Origin of the sequence: Methylobacterium phyllosphaerae (genome assembly GCF_001936175.1) — a bacterium.
Classification (GTDB): domain Bacteria; phylum Pseudomonadota; class Alphaproteobacteria; order Rhizobiales; family Beijerinckiaceae; genus Methylobacterium; species Methylobacterium fujisawaense.
In genome coordinates this window covers 57115-77223 of sequence record NZ_CP015367.1, presented here as the reverse complement: position 1 = coordinate 77223, position 20109 = coordinate 57115, and the positions used below count along the sequence as shown (strand labels likewise).

Sequence of the window (20109 nt, the reverse complement as noted above, 5' to 3'; positions counted from 1 at the left end):
CTCAGGCCGGCGGGGTCTCGTCGCGCAGCATCCGCCGCAGCACCTTGCCGACATTGGTCTTGGGCAGCGTCTCGTGGAACACCACGCGGCGGGGCACCTTGTAGCCGGTGAGCTGGGTGCGCGCATACGCCCGCAGGGCCTCGGGGGAGACCAACGGATCCTTCAGGACCACGTGGGCCACCACCATCTCGCCGGTTTCCTCGCTCGGTGCGCCGACCACCGCGCATTCGAGCACGGCGGGGTGGGCCGCCAGGACGTCCTCGACCTCGTTGGGATAGACGTTGAAGCCGGAGACCAGGATCATGTCCTTCATCCGGTCGACGATCCGGATCTGGCCGTCCGCCTGCAGGATCGCCACGTCGCCCGTCCGGAAGAACCCGTCCGCCGTCATCGCCCGGGCCGTCTCCTCCGGTCGGTTCCAGTAGCCGCGCATCACCTGCGGGCCGCGCACGCAGATCTCGCCGGGCTGCCCGATCGGGACCGGTTCGCCGGCGACGTCGCGGATCGAGACCTCGGTGGAGGGCAGCGGGTAGCCGATCGTGCCGGAGAAATCCCGCATGCCGTGCGGATTGACGCACACGACCGGGGAGGTCTCGGACAGGCCGTAGCCCTCGATGATCGTGTTGCCGGTCAGCGCCTTCCAGCGCTCGGCGACCGCCCGCTGCACGGCGGTCCCGCCGCCGACCACGAAGTCGAGGTTGGCGAAATCCACCGTACCGATCTTCGGGTGGTTGATCAGCACGTTGAACAGGGTGTTCACGCCCATCAGGTGGGTGAAGCGGGTGCGGCTCAGCGTCTTGACCATGCCGTCGCAGTCGCGCGGATTGGGAATCAGGAGGCAGGATCCGCCGCTGCGCATGAACTGGAAGAAGCACGCCGTGAGCGCGAAGATGTGGTAGAGCGGCAGGGCCGTGACCACGCAGCGCGGGACGCTCGGATCCTTCGAGTTGAACCAGAGCTGCGACTGCTCGACATTCGCCATGATGTTGCGGTGGCTCAGCATCGCCGCCTTGGCGATGCCCGTGGTGCCGCCGGTATATTGCAGGAAGGCGAGGTCCTCCGGTTCGACCCGGACCGTCGCCCGCGGCATCGACCGGCCCCGGCGCAAGACGGTGGCGAAGGGGATCGCGAGGCCCTCCGGAAGGCGGAACGGCGGCACGGCCTTGCGCACATGCCGGCTGGCGAGCGTGATCACGTGGCCCTTGAGCCCGAGCCCGTCGCCCGGGCCCACGAGGACGACCCGCTCCAGGGCGACGTCCGGCAGGGCTGCCGCGACCGTGGCGCCGAAATTCTCCAGGACGATCAGGATCCGCGCACCGGAATCGTTGATCTGCTGCGCACATTCCCGGGGTGTGTAGAGAGGGTTGGTGTTGACCACCGTCCCGCCCGCCAGGAGAACGCCGAAGATCGCGACCGCATAGGCCGGGACGTTCGGCAGCATGATCGCAACGCGGTCGCCCTTTGCCAGGCCCTGTCCGCGCAGCCAGGCCGCGAGGTCGCGCGCCTGCTGGCCGAGGGTGGCGTAGGTCATGGTCGAGCCGAAGCACAGCATCGCCGGCCGGTCGGCGAAGGCGGCCATGCTGGATTCGAACAGGCCGACCAGGGTCCCGAGGGCCGCGACGTCGATCTCCGCCGGAACCCGGGACGGGTAGGAGGCCAGCCAGGGTCGGTCGGAGGACCCGCCGCTTGGCGTGGCCGGCGACGCGCCGGCCGTAGCGGCTTGAGCGCCGTGCTCGATCACGTTCGCCTCGTGCATCGCGATGCCTCCCGCGGGCCCGACTCTCGGTGGCCGGGTCTCGCTACGCCTGTCGCGCAGACTCTGCGGGAACGGAGGCCGGCCCGCAAGGCAGGGGGCTCAGACGCCCCGACGATGCCGGCGCAATGTCGCCAGAGCGGTGTGGGGCAGAGCAGCGGCGATCAGCAGGCCCGCGGCGAGCGCGGCCTCCTCCGGTCGCATCGCCCGGCGCGGCCAGGGGCCGACGCCCAGGTCGCCGGCGAGGCCGATCAGGATCGCGCCGAACCACAGGGCCAGGAAGGCGAGCGCTCCGAAGCCGATCCGGCGCAGGCGCGGCCGCAGGGGCCGGTTGGCCGCGACCGCGAACAGCCCGAGGACGCTGCCGAACAGCAGGGCACCCACAGCGGCGCCGAGTCCGAAAGCCAGCCACAGGGGCTGATGCGTGAGGAACGCCATGCCGCCGGTGGCGAAGGCACCGCGCAGGATGAGGCCGCCGAAGGTGGGATAGAGCCCGGCGGCGAGAAGGGCGGCCGCCCCCGCGAGGCCGAACAGGACCCGGCGCGGGACGGAGGCGGGACCCGGCTCCGCCGCCGCGCGCGCGAGATGCCCCAGCCCGTAGACCAGCGCGAAGGCGAAGAGCGGGTAGCGGCCGATGAAGTAGCCGAAGATCCAGGGCTCGAGGGCCTCCGGCACGGAACCACGCTGGCTCAGGCCGGTGACGGCGACGAGCGCCAGGGCGGCCAGCATAGCGAGAATCGGCCCGACGGCTGCCAGGAGGAGGCCGCCGACGCGGCCTCCGGACGTCCCGTCACCCGGATCGGCCCGATCGCGCGCGGCGTTGGCGTGTGCGGCCATGCTGAGATTGCCCGGACCGGCGCGCGGCGTCTGGACCGCCGCGGCCGCCTTAGCGGGCCTCGTAATGGTCGCGAATCAGCCGGTCGAGGAGGCGCACGCCCCAGCCCGCGCCCCAGCTGCGGTTGATCTCGCTGGCGTTCGACGACATCGCCACGCCCGCGATGTCGAGATGCGCCCACGGCACGTCCTCGACATAGCGCTTGATGAACGAGGCCGCGGTGGCGGCGCCGCCGTGACGGCCGCCGGTGTTCTTCATGTCGGCGAACTTGGAATCGATCGCCTTGTCGTAGGCCGGGATCATCGGCATCCGCCAGACCTTCTCGCCGGTCGCCTCGCCGGCGGCGTGGATGTTGCCCGCCAGCGTGTCGTCGTTCGAGAACATGCCGGCGATGTCCTGGCCCAGCGCCACGATGATCGCGCCCGTCAGCGTCGCGAGATCGACCAGCGCCTTCGGCTTGGTGCTTCGGATGACGTGGGTGATCACGTCGGCCAGCACCAGCCGGCCCTCGGCGTCGGTGTTGATCACCTCGATGGTCTGGCCGGACATGGAGGTCAGGATGTCGGAGGGGCGGTAGGAGCCGCCATCCGGCATGTTCTCCACGATGCCGATGGCGCCGACCACGTTGCAGCGCGCCTTGCGCGCGGCGAGGGCATGCAGGGCACCGACCACGGCGGCCGCGCCGCCCATGTCGCCCTTCATGTCCTCCATGCCGCCGCCGGGCTTGATCGAGACGCCGCCGGAATCGAACACGACGCCCTTGCCGATGAGGGCCACGGGCGGCTCCGCCGCGGGGCCGCCGTTCCAGCGCATGATCACGATCCGCGGCTCGCGGGCCGAGCCCTGCGCCACCGCGAGCAACGCACCCATGCCGAGCTCCCGCATCCGGGCCGGCTCCAGCACCTCGATCTCGACGCCGAGCTTGGCGAGTTCCGAGGCGCGGCGAGCGAATTCCGCCGGGAAGAGCACGTTCGGCGGCTCGTTCACGAGGTCGCGCGCCAGGATCACGCCGTCTGACAGGCTCCGGGCGCCCTCGCCCTCGCGGGCGGCCGCGCCGTGATCGGCGAGCAGCAGGGTCAGCGCGGTGACGGACTTGTCGTCGGCGTCGGGCTTCTTCTTGGTCTTGTAGCGGTCGAACGCGTAGGTCCGCAGGCGCGCGCCGAAGGCGAACTCGCCGGCCTGCGTCGCCGTGACCGTCGTGCCGGGCCAGTCGAGCACGACCCGGGCGGTCCGCCCCGCCACCTTGCCGGCGGTGAAGCCGCCGAGCGCCGGCCAGTCGGTCTTGGCCCGATCCTTCTCGGAGCCGAGGCCCACGACCACGAGGCGGTCGGCGCCGACGCCCGAAGGGGCCGGCAGCGTCAGCGCGCTGAGCGCGCGGCCCTTGAACTTCTCGGAGGCCGCGGCGCGGGCCACGAGATCCGCCCCGGAGGCGCCGAGCACTTCCCGGGCCGCCGATCCGAGCGACAGGTCGTCGCCGACGAAGACCACGAGATCGCCGGATCCGCCGGGGCCCTGGCCGCTCTGCTCCAGGGGACCGAAACCGATCTCGATACCGTCCGCCATACCCGTCGCCCTGCCCGTTTTCCCGGAGCCGTACTACGTACCCGCGCGCCGAGGCGCGGGCCATCCGCTCTGTGTAGCCGCTGAGACGGAGAACGCAACGCGGCGTGACAGCCCTGGAATCGCCCCTTTTGTCGGGTCCCTGCCGCTCCGAGGGCGCAAGAGGATGGGACCATCATGCCGGATTTGAAGGATCCGGCACGACGGCCTCGAGCTTTGGATTCGCATCGTCTTTGCCCGAAAGCCGGCACCACCTTTCGGGACGATGCTGAAGCGGGACTGCCGGGCCGATGAGGCAGATCGAGCGCTACATCTTTCGGATCGCCCTGGGCGCCACCCTCGCCTGCCTGATCGGGCTGACGGGCACGATCTGGCTGACGCAGGCCCTGCGCGAGCTCGACCTCGTGACCGCCAAGGGCCAGACGCTGCTGGTCTTCCTCTTCGTCACGGGCCTGTCCCTGCCGACCCTCGTGGTGGTGATCGCCCCCGTCGCCCTGTTCATCGGCACGATCTACGCCCTCAACAAGTTGAACGGCGATTCCGAGCTGATCGTCATGTCGGCGGCCGGGATGCCGCCCCGCTCGCTCCTGCGCCCCTTCCTGACCCTGGCGCTGTTCGTCAGCTTCCTGGTGGGATTCCTGGTGGTGGTGGTGATGCCCGCGAGCTTCCAGGAGCTGCGCGACGTGATCACCCGGGTCCGCGGCGACTTCATCGCGAACGTCGTCAAGGAGGGGCAGTTCACCCAGCTCGACAACGGCATCACCTTCCACTTCCGCGAGCGCGGCCCGGGGGGCACCCTGAAGGGGCTGTTCATCCAGGACCGGCGTGAGGCCGGGAAGACGAAGGTCTACCTCGCCGAGCGCGGCAACGCGGCCGACGTCGATGGACAGAGCTATCTGATCCTGGAGAACGGCAGCGTCCATCAGCAGCAGAAGGATTCCCGCGATTCGTCGATCCTGACCTTCGAGCGCTACACGATCGACCTCGCCGCCTTCGCGCCCCCGGATTCCGACACGATCTACAAGCCCCGGGAGCGATCGACGGCGCAGCTCCTGTTCCCCGACACGACCGAAGGCTACTACAAGCTGCAGAAGGGCCGGTTCCGGGCGGAGCTGCACGACCGGCTTTCCGCCTGTCTCTACCCGCTGGCCCTGGTCTTCATCGCCTTCGCGGCGCTGGGCGACCCACGCACGACACGGCAGGGGCGCGGCGTCGCGGTCGCCGGGGCAATCCTCGCCGTGGTGGCCCTGCGCATCGGCGGCTTCGCGGCGGTCAGCGCCGCCGCGCGCAGCCCGGCGGCCGTGGGGGCGGTCTACGGCGTGCCGCTTCTGGCGATCGTCCTGTCGAGCCTCCTGATCTTCTTCGGACCGCGGGTCCGCGCATTCAACGCCGCCCTGGCCCGCATCGTGCGCGGCCTGTTCCGCGGCCCGCGCCTGGCGCCGGCGGCCTGAACCCGATGATGCTGATCGGCCCCACCCTCGGGCGGTATTTCGCCGCCCGGTTCCTCCGCACGGTGCTCGGCGTGTTCGTCACCGTGTTCGCCCTGGTCTACACCCTGGACTTCGTCGAGCTCCTCCGCCGCGCTGGCGAGGCCCAGGGCGCCTCCGCGGGGCTGATGGCGCAGCTCTCGCTCTATCGCACCCCCGCGGTGGCCGAGGGCGTCCTGCCTTTCGCGATCCTGTTCGGCTCCATGGCGGCCCTGCTCCAGCTCTCGCGCAAGCTGGAACTGGTGGTCGCGCGGGCGGCCGGGATCTCGGCCTGGCAGTTCCTGCAGCCCGGCTTCTTCGTGGCCCTCACCCTCGGTGCGCTGGCCGTCGGCGTCTACAACCCGGTCTCGGCGCTGCTGAAACAGCGCTCCACCGAGATCGAGGCGAAGATCTTCGCCAAATCCACCAAGGCGAGTTCGGGCAAGGACCTCTGGATCCGCCAGAAGGGCCTCGACGGCGAGGCGATCCTCCGCGCCGAGACCGCCATCGAGGGCACGACCACCCTCGCCGGCGTGTCGGTCTTCACCTTCGACGCGGCCGGCAAGTTCGCCGAGCAGCTCGTCGCGGCCCGCGCCACGCTGCACGACGGCTACTGGGAACTCTCCGATGTGCGCGTTCTCACACCGGACACGCCCCCTGAGTCGTTCGACACCTACCTGATCGCCTCGAACCTCGACCCCGCACAGGTGCGTCAGGGGTTCACGCCCCCCGAATCTGTGCCTTTCTGGCAACTTCCCACAACGATCGCGCGGACCGAGCGGGCCGGTTTGGACGCCACCCGATACCGGCTCCAGTACGATGTCCTGTGGGCAAGGCCGGTGCTGTTCGTGGCCATGGTCATCGTCGCCGCAACCGTTTCCTTACGGTTCTTCCGCTTTGGTGGTGTCGGAAAACTCGTGCTCGGTGGCGTCGCGGCCGGCTTCGCTCTCTACGTGGTCCGACAGGTCATGGAGGGGCTCGGGGCGTCCGGACTCGTCGCCGCACCGGTGGCGGCCTGGTTCCCGGCCGTGGTAGGCAGTCTTCTCGGTACGCTCACGCTTCTGTACCAGGAAGACGGCTGACTTCCGCGAGCCTTCGCGGGACGGGAGACGGGTGTTGAGGTTGGTGGCGGCAGACGTCACAGGGGTTGGGACGCGCGTTGCGTAAGGTCGCCGACATCCTGCGGAAGGCTGGTTTCCGAGCTGTGCTGGCGCTCGCCGCGCCGCTGGCGGGGGGCCTGTCCGCCCATGCCCAGGGCCTGCCCGCCGTGACGGCCGGCAAGCCCGGCGACAAGCTCCTCGTCGAGGCCGACGAGCTGATCTACGACAACGACCACGGCACCGTGACGGCGCGGGGCAACGCCGAGCTGCATTACGGGCCCCGGACCCTGCAGGCCGACCGCGTGCGCTACGACCGGACTTCCGGCCGGGTCTTCGCCGAGGGCAATGTCCGCCTCACCGAGGCCGATGGCGGCGTCGTGACCGGCGCGCGCATGGAGCTCACCGACGACTTCAAGACCGGCTTCGTGGATGCCTTCCGCGGCCAGCAGACCGTCCAGCGCAAGTTCGAGACCGTGCGCACCCGGTTCTCTGCGCCCCGGGCCGAGCGCCTGAACGGCGAGCAGACGAGCTTCGAATCCGGCAGCTACACGGCCTGCGAGCCGTGCAAGGACAACCCTGAGACGCCGCCGCTGTGGCAGATCAAGGCGAAGAAGATCATCCACGACAACGAGACCCACACGGTCTACTTCGACGACTCGACGCTCGAGATCGCCGGGATCCCGGTGGCCTACCTGCCGTATTTCGAGGCGCCAGATCCGACGGTGAAGCGCAAGACCGGCTTCCTGACGCCGCGCTTCATCACGACGACCGCCCTCGGCAACGGCGTGTCGCTTCCCTACTTCATCAATCTGGCACCGAACTACGATCTGACGGTGACGCCGACGCTGCTCAGCCGGCAGGGCCTGCTCGCGCAGGGCGAGTTCCGCCAGCGGATCGACAACGGCTTCTACAACATCCGCCTTTCGGGCATCTCGCAGACGACGCCCTCGGCCTTCCTGCCGAGCCCCCTCGGCGCCGGCGAGCGCGATTTCCGCGGCTCGGTGGAGTCGCAGGGCCGGTTCTACATCAACCCGCGCTGGCGTACGGGCTGGGACCTCGTCGGCGTCACCGACAAGTGGTTCCTCGACAATTACCGGATCCGCAACCAGAACATCACGACGGACTATTTCCGTGAGGCGACCTCGACGGCGTACCTGATCGGCCAGGGCGACCGCTCGTGGTTCGAGGCGCGGGGCTACTACTTCAAGGGCCTGTCGAGCTTCGACTGGCAGAAGCAGCAGCCGATCGTCGCCCCGGTGATCGACTACGACAAGCGGGTCAACGGCCCCTCGGAGATCGGCGGCGAGGTGCGCTTCCAGGCGAACATCACCAGCCTGACCCGCGAGACCACGCAGTACCAGGGCCTGCCACGGACCTCGAGCTACCTGTTCTCGCCGAGCGTCAACGGCGTCAGCTTCCCGCTCTACCAGACCTGCACGGTCTTCCAGCGCGGCCTCTGCGCGATCGACGGGCTCGCCGGCACCAACACCCGCGCCTCCGCGGAACTGTCCTGGCGCCGCAGCTTCATCGACGACTGGGGCCAGAAGTTCACGCCGTTCGCGTATCTGCGCACGGACGCGTTCTTCACCAATCCGAGCTTCTCCGGCTACCAGAACGATCTCGCGCCGCAGGTGGCGAAGATCGACGACGGCTTCGCCGGCCGGGTCATGCCGGCGATTGGCCTCGATTACCGCTACCCGTTCGTCGCCAATTTCGGCGCGCTCGGCGTCCACACCCTGGAGCCGATCGGCCAGATCATCGCGCGCCCGTCGGAGACCCGGATCGGCCGCCTGCCGAACGAGGACGCGCAGAGCCTCGTCTTCGACGACACGTCGCTGTTCGAATGGGACAAGTTCTCGGGCTACGACCGGGTCGAAGGCGGCGTGCGCACCAATCTCGGCGGCCAGTACTCCGTCGTGACCCCGTCCGGCTGGTACGCGAACGTGCTGTTCGGCGAGTCCATCCAGCTCGCGGGCGTCAACTCGTTCCGTCGCGGCGACATCGCCAATACCGGCCTGGATTCCGGGCTCGAGACGCAGCGATCGGACTTCGTCGGCCGGTTCCAGGTCTCGCCGAACCAGAACATCACGTTCATCAGCCGTGCCCGGTTCAACCAGGCCGACTTCCACGTGGCGCGGTTCGAGACCGGCGTGACGGCACGATTCGCGCCGTTCGCGCCGCTGACGCTGTCGGCTTTCTATTCCTACTACGAGGCGCAGCCGCTGCTCGGCTACAGCCATTATCGCGAAGGCGTCACGGCGTCCGCGACCTACAACATCACGCCGAACTGGTTCGTGTCGGGCTCGCTGCTCGTCGACCTCACGCACTACCTGGACGTGCGCAACACCTATACGGATGCCCTGAGCTCCTATCTGGCGAACCCGATCGGAACCGTGCCGATCTACCAGAATCCGGGGCGCTTCTATCTCTCGGGGGCGAGCTTCGGCGGCGGCTATCAGGACGAATGCACCACCGTCTCGCTGAACTACATCAATTCCCCGATCGCGACGGCCACCGGCGTCCGCGAGCGCAACCAGACCGTCCTGCTGCGGGTCGAACTCAAGACGCTGGGTGAGGCGGATCTGCGCCAGAACGTCGGCACCGCCACCACCGCGGACGGCATCGCCTCGGTGCGGTAAAGTCCCGCTCTCCGCGTCTGTGGGCCTCGGGAGCCACTATCCGTGGACCCGCGCTCCCCGGCGGCTCGGACCCGTGGCGCCGAGGATGCGCCCGCGGCCCGCCGGCGCTATAGACCGCCCATGCCGCCCCTCGCCCTCACCCTCGGAGATCCTGCCGGCATCGGTCCGGAGCTGGCGCTCAGCGCGTGGCTCGGACGGGGCGGCACGGAGCCGCTGCCGCCGTTCTTCCTCGTGGCCGATCCGGACTTCGTCGAGCGCCTCGCCCACCGCCTCGGCCGCCCCGTTCCGGTGGCCGAGGTCGATCCCGAGACCGCCGCCGAGGTGTTCCCGCGCGCCCTCCCGGTGGTGTCGCTGCCGAGCGGCGCCCGCGTCGCCGCCGAGCCGGGCGTACCCGATTCCGTCAATGCCGGCGCGACCATCGAGTCGATCACGGCGGCGGTGGCGTTCGTGAAGGCCGGACGCGCGAGCGCAGTGGTCACCAACCCCATCGCCAAGTTCGTGCTGACCCGGACGGGGTTCGCCCATCCGGGCCACACCGAGTTCCTGGCCGCCCTCTCGGTGCCGCCCGGCCAGACGCCGCCCAGGCCTGTGATGATGATCTGGAGCCCGGAGCTCTCGGTGGTTCCGGTGACGATCCACGTGCCGCTGAAGGACGTGCCGGCTCTCCTCACCCAGGACCTCGTCGAGGAGACCGCCTTGATCGTCGCTCGGGACCTGCGCGACCGGTTCGGTCTGCCGGAGCCGCGCCTCGTCCTCGCGGGCCTCAACCCGCATGCGGGCGAGGCTGGGACGATCGGCCATGAAGACCGCGACGTCCTCGCCCCCGCAGTGGCGCGGCTGCGGGCACAGGGCATCGACATCCGCGGGCCGCTCCCGGCCGACACCCTGTTCCACGCCCGCGCCCGGACCACCTACGACGTCGCCCTCGCGCCCACGCACGACCAGGCCCTGATCCCGATCAAGACCATCGCGTTCGACGACGGCGTGAACGTCACCCTCGGCCTGCCCTTCGTGCGGACCTCACCGGACCACGGCACGGCCTTCGATATCGCCGGTCAGGGCATCGCCCGGCCCGACAGCCTCGTGGCTGCTTTGCGCCTCGCTGATCGGCTGGCCGCCAACGCGGCGGTGCGACGCGGTCCGTTGGGCGGTGCCGAAATCATCCCGTTCAGCGTCTATGCCGGGCGGCCGCGATCCCCGGGCGCCCACCACTTCGACGCCGAGGACGAGCTGTGAGGGAGCCATCATGAGCGCCGGGGACGGTCTTCCGCCGCTGCGCGACGTCGTCGCCCGCCACGGCCTGGAGCCGAAGAAGGCGCTCGGCCAGAACTTCCTGTACGACCTCAACCTGACCGGGCGGATCGCCCGGGCAGCGGGTCCCCTCGCGGGTGTGACCGTGGTGGAGGTCGGCCCCGGTCCGGGCGGCCTGACGCGCGCGCTCCTCGCCGAGGGCGCCGCCCGCGTCGTGGCGATCGAGCGCGACCCGCGCGCCCTGCCGGCGCTCGCCGAGATCGCCGCCCATTATCCGGGACGCCTCGAGGTGGTCGACGCCGACGCCCTCGCCTTCGATCCGCGGCCGCTGGTGGGCGATGGTCCCGCCCGGATCGTCGCCAACCTGCCCTACAATGTCGGCACGGCGCTGCTCACCGGCTGGCTCGACGGTGAAGCCTGGCCGCCCTGGTGGGATCAGGCCGTGCTGATGTTCCAGCGGGAAGTCGCCGAGCGCATCGTCGCCAGTCCCGAGGAGCGGGCCGATTACGGCCGGCTCGGCGTGCTCTGCGGCTGGCGGACCGAGGCCGAGATCCTGTTCGACGTCAGCCCTTCGGCGTTCGTGCCGCCACCGAAGGTGACGTCGAGCGTGGTGCGGCTTGTGCCGCGGGCGGAGCCTTTGCCCTGCCGCGCCGGTGCGCTGGAAGCCGTCACCCGCGCGGCCTTCGGCCAACGCCGGAAGATGCTGCGTCAGAGCCTCAAGGCGTTGACGCCCGAGCCCGGCATCCTGCTGGCCGCGGCCGGGCTCGTCGAGACGGCGCGGGCCGAGGAAATCCCGGTGGCAGGCTTCGTCGATCTGGCGAACCGGTGGGACGCGCGCAGAAAAGCCGGCACCGCGGGGGCGGCGCCGGCTTGAAAGCCTGCACGGCGGCTCCGGCCCGGAGGCCGGAGCGCGCGGCGCAATCAGCGGGTCTGCTGGATCGCCGAGAGCACCCAGCCGCGCCCGGGCTGGCGCAGGAAGGTCCAGAGCTCCGTCGCCTCGGACGTATCCGTCGAGACGACGCGGCCGCTGGCCCGCTCCACCATCACGTCCTTGAGGGCGTAGCGCATCGCCACGGTGGCGTAGTCGGTGCGATCCTCACCCCAGGCTTCCGCAAGGTCGCCCTGCAGCAGCTTCACGTCCGAGATCGTGTTCACCACGCCGCGGGCCGCGTTGTTGCGCAGCTCCTCATCGAAGTAGCCGACCATCTCGGGCGTCGACAGGTTGCCCAGCGTCACCCGATCCTCGCGGGAATAGGCATCCTGAACGTCGCCGAGCAGCCGCTCGAACGCCTGATAGTCGGCCGGGCCGATCTGGACCGGGCGTGTCTGCGGCGGCCGCTGGCCACCGCCGAACATGCCGGCGGCGGGACCAGCCGGAGCAGCGCCCATCGGGCCGCGCGCGCCGGGCTCGTCGTTGAGCGACGAGCGGGCATAGGGGGCACCGGCGCCGGCCGGCTCGTTCCGGCGGCGGAAGAAGCGCAGGGCCAGCATCACCACGAGCACCACGAGCCCGACCTGGAACAGCAGGCCGATCATCGAGGCGAGGCCACCGAGGCCGCCGAAGAAGCCGCCGCCGAGGAGTGCGCCGATCAGGCCGGCACCCAGCAGGCCCGCGAAGAAGCCGCCGCCGAACCGCCGGCCGGGCGCGGCCGGAGCCTGCATGCCGGGGCTGCCCATGCCGGGGGACGGCGCGGTCTGCGAACGCTGCATGGTCATGCCGCCACCCGGGGCCGTCGGCGTGGCCGAGGGGGCCGTGTAGGTGCGCGAGCCACGGGATCCGAACGATCCGCCGCCGCCCGGACGGGCTTCCACGACGGGCGCCGCGACGGTCAGCGCAGCGGCCAGCGCCAGGAGGGCGGCCACACGCCGGCGGCGCGAAATCTCAGTAAACATGTACACGCCTCAGAGGACGAGAACCGAAGAGCGCGGAGCGCCAGTGACGATATGGGAACGGCCCGGCTCGGGTTTTAGTCCTGCCCGACGGCGCCGGGATGACGTTTTCCACGGGAGCGCCCCCCGTCCATGGACGCGGTGAACGGCGATCCGGCCGAGCCGGGCACGCCGAACGCCCGCTGCCCGGGGTTGCGTTGCGCCGCGCGTCGGACCCGGCGGCTCAGTGAAGAGTGCGCTCGGGAGCCGCCGGAAAGACGAGGCGCACCTGGGTCCCCTCCCCGCTGCGGCTGTCGAGGGTGATGGTGCCGTTCTGGCGCTTCATCAGCCCATGCACGATCGCGAGGCCCGCGCCGCGCCCCGCCTCGTGACTGGTCTGAAACGGCGCCAGGGCCCGGGTGAGCATCTCGGGCGACATGCCCAGCCCCGTATCCCCGACCGCGATCCCGACGCTGCCGAGGCCCGGCTGCTGCAAGGACCGGTCGCCAGGATCGATCCGGAAGGTCGACAGAGTCAGCGTTCCCCCGGACGGCATGGCCTCGCAGGCATTGGCGACGAGATGCCGCAGGGCGAACTCGATCTGGGTCGGATTGCTGATCGCCCGGGGCAGGCCCGGCGTCGCCGCGACGGTGAGACGGATGCCCGGCGGCAGATCGGGCTCGAGGCGGCCTGCGAGATCCGCCACGATCGCGTCGAGGTCCACCGCCCGGACGTCGGGCGCGATGCGTCGGGAATAGGCCAACAGGTGCCGGGTCAGGATCGCCGCCCGCTCGGTGGCGTCGGCTGAGCGGGCGATCGCCCGCTGGATGAACGGCTCCTGCCGGTCTCCGAGGCGACGTTTCAGCCCGTCGATGTAGCCGATCAGGATCTGCAGGAAGTTGTTGAACTCGTGCGCCACGCTGTTGGTCAGCAGCCCCAGTGCCTCGCGCTGGCGGGAGAGGGCGAGCGCCCCCTCGGCCTCGCGGCGCGCCGTGACGTCGAGGATCTGGCCGATGCGGTTGCGGGTGCCGGGAAGCGGCGCCGTGTCCAGATGGGCCCAGAAGGTGGTCCCGTCCGCGCGTGCGGCCAGGAATTCCTGACTCGCGGGGCCGGCGGGATCGAGCGCCGTCGTGCGATGGGCCAGCATAAGGTCCAGACCCTGCGCGGCGAGCCGCTCGGCCGGATACCCGGCGAGATGCTCCAGGGCCGGGTTGGCGTGGAGGACACGGCCCTGCGGATCGAGCAGGAGGCTGGGCGTCGGCAGCGCGTCGAGGAGCGAGCGGGCCTCGCCGCCGAGCGGCTCCCCCCTGGCCGCACTGTGATCCGTCCCGGGCTGCACCATGCTGCGTTCGCGCTCAGCGGATGCGGAAGGTCCGCGACGGGCCAGCGATAGCGATGAACGGCGTCACGGCCAAGCGCCGGCCGCCGCGAGCACCAGCTACTGGCGCACCCACATGACCCGCGCCATCCAGGCGATCTCGCCGAGATTCAGGACCCGGTCCTCGTGTTCGGGGTTCAGGGAGGCCAGCTCCACGGTCCGGGCCGTGCGCCGCTTCAGCTCCTTGGCCAGGACCTCGCCGCCATGCAGGCGGACCACGACGCGGTCGCCCTTGCGGACGCTGGCCGTGGGCGACACGATCAGCACGTCGCCGTCCCGGAACAGCGGCAGCATGGAATCGCCCTGGATCTCCAGCGCGAAGGCCCGCTCCTCGCCGAGATCCGGAAACTCGATCTCCTCCCAGCCCGCGCCGCCGGTGGGCATGCCCTCGTCGGTGAACAGGCGTCCGGCGCCGGCCTGCGTCAGGCCGATCAGCGGAACCATGGTGCGGGCGGGAATCTCCCGCGCCTCGATGAGCCGCAGGAACTCGTCGAGGCTCGATCCGGTCGCAGCCAGGACCTTGGACACCGATTCCGTGGAGGGCCAGCGCTTGCGGCCGTCGGCGCCCACGCGCTTCGAGCGGTTGAAGCTCGTGGCGTCGAGGCCGGCGCGGCGGGCGAGCCCGGAGGCCGAGTAGCCGTGGCGCTCGGCGAGCCGGTCGATGGCGTTCCAGATCTGCTCGTGCGACAGCATCGCGGACTCGGAGGCTCACCCTCAGCGGGCCGGCACCCCCGTCTCACCAGCCGGGATCCGGCTGCCTCGGGGGCACGGAGACGGTTAGTCCGCCGGGTCCGTTCAAAACCCGCCGGGTACGCGCGGAGATACTTGACAATTTACTTTCCGGATCCGCTCTGCCGGTCCGGACAGGGCTGTGTGACGTCCAGCCTAGTTGTAGGAAAGTAGAACTACGGGCGTCAGATTGCAATCGCTCCTCGAATCGGCAGAGCGCATCGGTGTTGCCGCCGGCGCCCGGCGCCTCTATCGACGCGTCGGTTCCGGGGAGCTTCGATGCCGCTCATCTACAAGATCTGTCCGCGTGCCCTGTGGCGCGAGGCCGAGGCCGCGGGCCAATTCACGGGGGCGCCGATCGATCGCCAGGACGGCTTCATCCATTTCTCGACGGCCGCCCAGGTCGCCGAGACGGCCGCCCGACACTTCGCCGGACAGGACGACCTGCTCCTCGTTGCGGTCGAGGCCGAGGCGCTCGGCGACGGCCTGCGCTACGAGCCCTCCCGGGGGGGCGACCTGTTCCCGCACCTCTACGGTCCGCTGCCGCTCTCGGCCGTGGTCGCGGTGGACGAAATGCCGCTGGACGGCGACGGGCGGCACGCATTTCCGGCCGGGATCCTGCCGGCATGATCGACGCCGCCTTCCCGCTCGTCCGGCCGCTCCTCCATCGCCTTGACGCGGAGCGCGCGCACGACCTGACGCTGCGCGCCCTGGCGCTCCTTCCGGCGGCTGGCCCGCCGACGGACGACCCGCGGCTCGCCGTCGACCTGCTCGGGCGCCGTTTCCCCAACCCGGTCGGCCTCGCCGCCGGCTTCGACAAGGGCGCGCGCGTTCCCGACGCGTTGCTGAGCCTCGGCTTCGGCTTCGTCGAGGTGGGTGGGGTGGTGCCGCGACCGCAGCCCGGCAACCCGCGGCCGCGGGTGTTCCGCCTGACCGCCGACCGGGCGGTGATCAACCGCTTCGGCCTCAACAGCGAGGGGGTGTCGGTGGTGGCCGGCCGGTTGCGTGCCCGGAAAGGCCGCTCCGGGATCGTCGGCGTCAACATCGGCGCCAACAAGGAGTCCACCGACCGCCTCGCCGACTACGCGGCCTGCACCGCCGCCCTCGCGCCGCTGGTCGATTTCGTCACCGTCAATGTCTCCTCGCCCAACACCCCGGGCCTGCGCGACCTCCAGGGCGAGGCCTTCCTCGACGAACTGCTCGCCCGGACGGTCGAGGCCCGCGACGCGGCGGGTGCCGACGCGGCGATCCTCCTGAAGATCGCCCCCGACATGGCGTTGGACGCCCTCGACGCGGTCTGCGCAACGGCGCAACGGCGCGGCGTTCAGGCCCTCGTCGTGTCCAACACCACCGTGGCCCGTCCGGCGAGCCTCCGCGAGCAGGGGCTCGCCCGGGAGACCGGCGGGCTGTCGGGCCGGCCGCTCTTCGGCCCGGCGACCCGGATGCTGGCCCAGACGCGCCTGCGGGTCGGAGACACGATTCCGCTGATCGGCGTCGGCGGCGTAGATTCGGCGGAGGCCGCCTGGGCCAAGATCCGGGCCGGGGCCAGTCTCGTGCAGCTCTACTCCGCGCTCGTGTACGAGGGCCCGGGACTGGTCGAGCGCATCAAGGCGGGCCTGCTGGCGCAGATGGACCGAGCCGGCGTCACCAGCCTCGCCACGGTGGTCGGACGGGACGCCGCGGAACTCGCCCGCACCGCGTGAGAGGGGACGCGCCAGTTTAGAAAGGCTTTGCGGAGTGGGAGCTTAGCCTGTGCCCCATGCATGAGGGGCCTGCGCCCGCACGCCATTGTGAGGGACCTGGAGAGCCGCTTATCTCGCGTCTGCGAGACACGTCGCGTCAGCCAATCCAGGACGGTTCATGGCCCAATCTGAAGGGTCTTCCAAGCGCTCATCCGCCGCCGGCGGCTGGGGTGCTCTGAAGAGCTGCGGCAAGCACCTGCTCGGCAGCCGCGCGCCCCTCACCGGCGCCCGCGCGCTGTTGAAGGCCAACCAGCCCGACGGGTTCGACTGCCCCGGCTGCGCCTGGGGCGACCCGGAGCACGGCTCGTCCTTCGAGTTCTGCGAGAACGGCGTGAAGGCGGTCTCCTGGGAGGCCACCGACAAGCGCACGAAGCCGTCCTTCTTCGCCAAGCACACGCTGACCGAGCTGCGGGACTGGAGCGACTACGCCCTCGAGGGCCAGGGCCGCCTGACGCATCCGATGCGCTACGACGCGGCGAGCGACCGCTACCTGCCGGTGAGCTGGGACGCGGCCTTCGCGGAGATCGGCGCGACCCTGCGCGGGCTCGACCATCCGGACCAGTCCGAGTTCTACACCTCGGGCCGCGCCTCCAACGAGGCCGCCTACCTGTACCAGCTCTTCGCCCGGGCCTACGGGACCAACAATTTCCCCGACTGCTCGAACATGTGCCACGAGGCGAGCGGCGTGGCGCTGATCGATGCGATCGGCATCGGCAAGGGCACGGTCCTGCTGGAGGATTTCGAGAAGGCGGACGCGATCTTCTGCGTCGGCCAGAATCCCGGGACCAACCATCCGCGGATGCTCGGCGACCTGCGCCGGGCGGCCGAGCGCGGCGCCCAGGTCGTGGTGCTCAATCCGGTGCGCGAGCGCGGCCTGGAGCGGTTCGCCGATCCGCAGAACACCGTCGAGATGCTCCGCGGCTCGAGCCGCCCCATCGCCAGCCACTATCTGCAGCCGCGCTCGGGCGGCGACATGGCGGCCTTCCGGGGCATCGCCAAGATCGTGTTCGCCCGCGACGCCGAGGCCCTGGCGGCCGGCCGGCCGTCGCTCCTCGACCAGGCCTTCCTGGAGCACCACACCGCCGGTCTCGACGCCTATCGGTCCGCCGTTGAGGCGACCTCCTGGGACGCGATCCTCGACCAGTCCGGCCTCACGATGGACGAGATCGCCGCCATGGCGGACGTCTATCTCGGCGCGCAGCGGGTCATCGCCACCTGGGCGATGGGCGTGACCCAGCATCGGCACTCGGTGGCGACGATCCGGGAGATCGCCAACCTCCTGTTCCTGCGCGGCCATATCGGCCGCCCCGGCGCGGGCCTGTGCCCGGTCCGAGGCCACTCGAACGTGCAGGGCGACCGCACGGTCGGCATCAACGAGCGCCCCTCCGCGTCCTTCCTGGACGCCCTGGAGCAGCATTTCGGCCTCGCCATGCCGCGCCGGCACGGCCACAACGTGCTCGCGGCGATCCGCGCCATGCGGGACGGCACGTCCAAGGCCTTCATCGGGCTCGGCGGCAACTTCCTGCGGGCGACGCCCGACACGCCGGTGGTGGCGCAGGCGCTGGCGTCGTGCCGGCTCACCGTCCACATCGCCACGAAACTCAACCACGCCCATCTGGTGCCCGGCGCGGTCGGCTACCTGCTGCCCTGCCTCGGCCGCACCGAGATCGACCGGACCGAAGTGGGCAAGATCCAGATCGTGACCGTCGAAGATTCGATGAGCATGGTCCACGGGTCGGGCGGCATCAACAAGCCGGCCTCGAAGGAGCTGCGGTCCGAGATCGCCATCATCGCCGGGATGGCGCAGGCGACTCTCGGCGCCTCCGCCATCGACTGGGCCGGCTTCGCCGCGGATTACGACCGGATCCGCGAGGCGATCGCCGCCACGATCCCGGGCTTCACCGGCTACAACACCCGCGTGCGCAAGCCCCGCGGCTTCATGCTGCGCAACCTCGCCGCCGAGCGGGTATTCGAGACGGCCACCGGCCGGGCCAATTTCTCGGCGGATGCCCTACCGGCCGAAACCGAACATCAGGCCGCCCGGAAGGCCCGCGACACGTTCGTGCTGCAGACGTTCCGCAGCCACGACCAGTACAACACCACGATCTACGGGATGGATGACCGCTACCGCGGCGTCTACGGCGAGCGCCGCGTCCTGTTCGCCCATCCGGACGACCTCGCGGCGATCCGCGACCGGCTCGGCGAGCGCGTCGACATCGTGGGCACGCACGACGACGGCATCACCCGCCGCGCGGAGAATTTCCGCCTCGTGCCCTTCGACATGCCGCGGGGATCGCTGGCCGGCTACTATCCGGAGCTGAACGTGCTGGTGCCCCTCTCGACCTTCGGCGAGAAGAGCGACACGCCGACCTCCAAATCCGTGCTGGTGACCCTGCAGGCGCCCGTGGCCGCGTGAGCCAGGGCCCCGACGAGGCGGCGTTCGTCGCCGCCCTCGACCGGGTTTCGGCCGCTCATCCCGGCCTCGACCCGCTGTCGGCGGGTCTCCTGGCGGCGCTGGATCTCGGCCTGCCGGGCGACAGCCGCGCCTTCGCCCGCACCTTCGGGGTGGAGCACGCCCTCGTGCTGCGGTCGCTGGTCGGCCTGGAGGAGGCGGGGCTCGTCGTGGTCACGGCGCGCGACGGGCGCACCCAGCGGACGCGCTACGAATCCGCCGGGTGCGCCACGTGATGAACAAGTGCGGACCCGTCATCACGAGGGTCGCGCGATGACCCAGGCCCGCGCGACACGGCAGAGGGTGGCGCTGCGGGCTGGAAGACGGTTCAGAACCCCTTCGCCTTGATCGCCTCGGCCCAGGTGACCGCCCGGCGGTTCACGCCGAGGTGCTGCCGCTCGTAGAGCCGACCCTCCAGCTTGATCGCGCCGCGCTTGGCATATTCCGGGCGCTCGAACGCCTCGATCACCAGCTTGGCCCGGCGCACCTCCTCCTCGGTGGGGGCGAAGGACGTGTTGGCGGGCTCCAGCTGCGTCGGGTGGATCAGCGTCTTGCCGTCGAAGCCCAGGTCGCGGGCCTGACGGCACTCTTCGCGACAGCCTTCGGTATCGGCGATGTCGTTGTACACGCCATCGAGGATGGCCAAGCCCTCCGACCGGGCCGCGGCCAGCGCCATCATCATCCAGGGCAGCATCGGCACGCGGCCGGGCACGATCTTGGCCCAGGTGTCCTTGGCGAGGTCGTTGGTGCCCAGCACAAGGCAAGTCAGGCGGTTGCGCGGATCGCGCTTGGCCCGTGCGATCTCCTGGATGTTGAGGATCGAGGCCGGCGTCTCGATCATCGCCCAGATCGCGATGCCCTCCGGGGCGTCGAGGGATTCGAGCCGGTCGGCGATGCTCTCTAGCACCGCCGGCGACGAGACCTTCGGCATCAGGATCGCGTCGGGCTTGGCTTCGATGGCGGCGTGGAGATCGGCCTCACCCCAGGGGGTCTGCGGGGCGTTGACCCGGATGATCAGCTCGCGGCTGCCGTAAGCGCCGCTCTTCACGGCGGCGCAGACCTGCTCCCGGGCGATCTCCTTTTCCTCCGGACCGACGGCATCCTCGAGGTCGAGAATGATGCTGTCCACCGGCAGGGTCTTGGCCTTGTCGAGCGCCCGCTGGTTCGAGCCGGGCATGTAGAGCACGCTCCGGCGCAGGCGCAGATCGGTCGTTGTGGCCATCGGCTTCTCCCTCCTGGGCCGTCGCGCGGCCTCCTGTCGTTGCACTGCACCCTAAAGCACGAAACCGGCCGCGCCACACCCTGACGATCGGGGCCGGTGAGTTCCCGGGCGGT

At 70.6% G+C, this 20109-nt stretch carries 16 protein-coding genes; 9 read left to right on the top strand and 7 right to left on the bottom strand.

All coding sequences use genetic code 11. From position 1 onward, the window contains the following. Window position 1: 1 nt before the first annotated feature. The 3 genes from MCBMB27_RS00340 to MCBMB27_RS00330 form a co-directional block, all read right to left on the bottom strand. Window positions 2-1756: an AMP-binding protein gene (locus MCBMB27_RS00340; protein WP_170861836.1), complete on the bottom strand. Its 1755-nt coding sequence runs from the start codon at window positions 1754-1756 to the stop codon at window positions 2-4. Between the two features lie 99 nt (window positions 1757-1855). Further along, window positions 1856-2590 carry a hypothetical protein gene (locus MCBMB27_RS00335; RefSeq protein WP_075379611.1) on the bottom strand — a complete coding sequence of 245 codons (735 nt, stop codon included), beginning with the start codon at window positions 2588-2590 and terminating at the stop codon, window positions 1856-1858. Window positions 2591-2639: 49 nt separating this feature from the next. Beyond that, window positions 2640-4151 (bottom strand): leucyl aminopeptidase, encoded by a 1512-nt coding sequence (locus MCBMB27_RS00330; RefSeq protein WP_075379610.1) that lies wholly within the window; start codon window positions 4149-4151, stop codon window positions 2640-2642. Between the two features lie 287 nt (window positions 4152-4438). On the opposite strand from MCBMB27_RS00330, the gene lptF reads away from it, so the two are divergent. From lptF to rsmA, 5 genes are all read left to right on the top strand, one after another. Next, complete coding sequence (lptF, locus tag MCBMB27_RS00325) at window positions 4439-5599, top strand: LPS export ABC transporter permease LptF (protein WP_043383234.1); 1161 nt, start codon at window positions 4439-4441, stop codon at window positions 5597-5599. Window positions 5600-5607: 8 nt separating this feature from the next. Beyond that, window positions 5608-6696 carry an LPS export ABC transporter permease LptG gene (gene lptG / locus MCBMB27_RS00320; protein ID WP_043760753.1) on the top strand — a complete coding sequence of 363 codons (1089 nt, stop codon included), beginning with the start codon at window positions 5608-5610 and terminating at the stop codon, window positions 6694-6696. A gap of 77 nt (window positions 6697-6773) precedes the next feature. Then, window positions 6774-9353, top strand: coding sequence for an LPS-assembly protein LptD (locus tag MCBMB27_RS00315; RefSeq protein WP_051976088.1), 2580 nt, complete (start codon window positions 6774-6776; stop codon window positions 9351-9353). Between the two features lie 120 nt (window positions 9354-9473). Next, window positions 9474-10589: a 4-hydroxythreonine-4-phosphate dehydrogenase PdxA gene (pdxA, locus tag MCBMB27_RS00310; RefSeq protein WP_075379609.1), complete on the top strand. Its 1116-nt coding sequence runs from the start codon at window positions 9474-9476 to the stop codon at window positions 10587-10589. 10 nt (window positions 10590-10599) lie between these two features. After that, a complete protein-coding gene (rsmA, locus tag MCBMB27_RS00305; protein ID WP_075379608.1) occupies window positions 10600-11478 on the top strand; it encodes a 16S rRNA (adenine(1518)-N(6)/adenine(1519)-N(6))-dimethyltransferase RsmA in 879 nt (292 codons plus the stop codon). A gap of 47 nt (window positions 11479-11525) precedes the next feature. Here rsmA and MCBMB27_RS00300 read toward each other — a convergent pair whose 3' ends face one another. From MCBMB27_RS00300 to MCBMB27_RS00290, 3 genes are all read right to left on the bottom strand, one after another. Next, entirely contained in the window at window positions 11526-12497 is a 972-nt protein-coding gene (locus MCBMB27_RS00300) for a TIM44-like domain-containing protein (protein WP_043383225.1), read from the bottom strand. Window positions 12498-12717: 220 nt separating this feature from the next. Beyond that, window positions 12718-13815 (bottom strand): two-component system sensor histidine kinase NtrB, encoded by a 1098-nt coding sequence (locus MCBMB27_RS00295; protein WP_043355979.1) that lies wholly within the window; start codon window positions 13813-13815, stop codon window positions 12718-12720. Window positions 13816-13911: 96 nt separating this feature from the next. Further along, window positions 13912-14544 (bottom strand): S24 family peptidase, encoded by a 633-nt coding sequence (locus MCBMB27_RS00290; RefSeq protein ID WP_043355978.1) that lies wholly within the window; start codon window positions 14542-14544, stop codon window positions 13912-13914. Window positions 14545-14859: 315 nt separating this feature from the next. On the opposite strand from MCBMB27_RS00290, the gene MCBMB27_RS00285 reads away from it, so the two are divergent. From MCBMB27_RS00285 to MCBMB27_RS00270, 4 genes are all read left to right on the top strand, one after another. Then, the gene (locus tag MCBMB27_RS00285) at window positions 14860-15210 is read left to right on the top strand and encodes a DUF952 domain-containing protein (protein ID WP_043755651.1); all 351 of its coding nucleotides are present in this window, start codon (window positions 14860-14862) and stop codon (window positions 15208-15210) included. After that, a complete protein-coding gene (locus tag MCBMB27_RS00280; RefSeq protein WP_075379607.1) occupies window positions 15207-16283 on the top strand; it encodes a quinone-dependent dihydroorotate dehydrogenase in 1077 nt (358 codons plus the stop codon). Before MCBMB27_RS00285 ends, MCBMB27_RS00280 begins: the two co-directional genes overlap by 4 nt. Window positions 16284-16440: 157 nt before the next feature. Beyond that, entirely contained in the window at window positions 16441-18738 is a 2298-nt protein-coding gene (locus tag MCBMB27_RS00275; protein WP_075379606.1) for an FdhF/YdeP family oxidoreductase, read from the top strand. After that, window positions 18735-19010 (top strand): hypothetical protein, encoded by a 276-nt coding sequence (locus MCBMB27_RS00270; RefSeq protein WP_043351746.1) that lies wholly within the window; start codon window positions 18735-18737, stop codon window positions 19008-19010. Before MCBMB27_RS00275 ends, MCBMB27_RS00270 begins: the two co-directional genes overlap by 4 nt. 92 nt (window positions 19011-19102) lie before the next feature. On the opposite strand, the gene MCBMB27_RS00265 is transcribed toward MCBMB27_RS00270, so the two are convergent. After that, window positions 19103-19996, bottom strand: coding sequence for an HpcH/HpaI aldolase/citrate lyase family protein (locus tag MCBMB27_RS00265; RefSeq protein ID WP_043383208.1), 894 nt, complete (start codon window positions 19994-19996; stop codon window positions 19103-19105). Between the last annotated feature and the right edge of the window lie 113 nt (window positions 19997-20109).

Coding starts and splice junctions, on each gene's coding strand:
- MCBMB27_RS00340 (WP_170861836.1), bottom strand. CDS start 1,756: ATGCACGAGGCGAACGTGATCGAGCACGGCGCTCAAGCCGCTACGGCC.
- MCBMB27_RS00335 (WP_075379611.1), bottom strand. CDS start 2,590: ATGGCCGCACACGCCAACGCCGCGCGCGATCGGGCCGATCCGGGTGAC.
- MCBMB27_RS00330 (WP_075379610.1), bottom strand. CDS start 4,151: ATGGCGGACGGTATCGAGATCGGTTTCGGTCCCCTGGAGCAGAGCGGC.
- lptF (WP_043383234.1), top strand. CDS start 4,439: ATGAGGCAGATCGAGCGCTACATCTTTCGGATCGCCCTGGGCGCCACC.
- lptG (WP_043760753.1), top strand. CDS start 5,608: ATGCTGATCGGCCCCACCCTCGGGCGGTATTTCGCCGCCCGGTTCCTC.
- pdxA (WP_075379609.1), top strand. CDS start 9,474: ATGCCGCCCCTCGCCCTCACCCTCGGAGATCCTGCCGGCATCGGTCCG.
- rsmA (WP_075379608.1), top strand. CDS start 10,600: ATGAGCGCCGGGGACGGTCTTCCGCCGCTGCGCGACGTCGTCGCCCGC.
- MCBMB27_RS00300 (WP_043383225.1), bottom strand. CDS start 12,497: ATGTTTACTGAGATTTCGCGCCGCCGGCGTGTGGCCGCCCTCCTGGCG.
- MCBMB27_RS00295 (WP_043355979.1), bottom strand. CDS start 13,815: ATGGTGCAGCCCGGGACGGATCACAGTGCGGCCAGGGGGGAGCCGCTC.
- MCBMB27_RS00290 (WP_043355978.1), bottom strand. CDS start 14,544: ATGCTGTCGCACGAGCAGATCTGGAACGCCATCGACCGGCTCGCCGAG.
- MCBMB27_RS00285 (WP_043755651.1), top strand. CDS start 14,860: ATGCCGCTCATCTACAAGATCTGTCCGCGTGCCCTGTGGCGCGAGGCC.
- MCBMB27_RS00280 (WP_075379607.1), top strand. CDS start 15,207: ATGATCGACGCCGCCTTCCCGCTCGTCCGGCCGCTCCTCCATCGCCTT.
- MCBMB27_RS00275 (WP_075379606.1), top strand. CDS start 16,441: ATGGCCCAATCTGAAGGGTCTTCCAAGCGCTCATCCGCCGCCGGCGGC.
- MCBMB27_RS00265 (WP_043383208.1), bottom strand. CDS start 19,996: ATGGCCACAACGACCGATCTGCGCCTGCGCCGGAGCGTGCTCTACATG.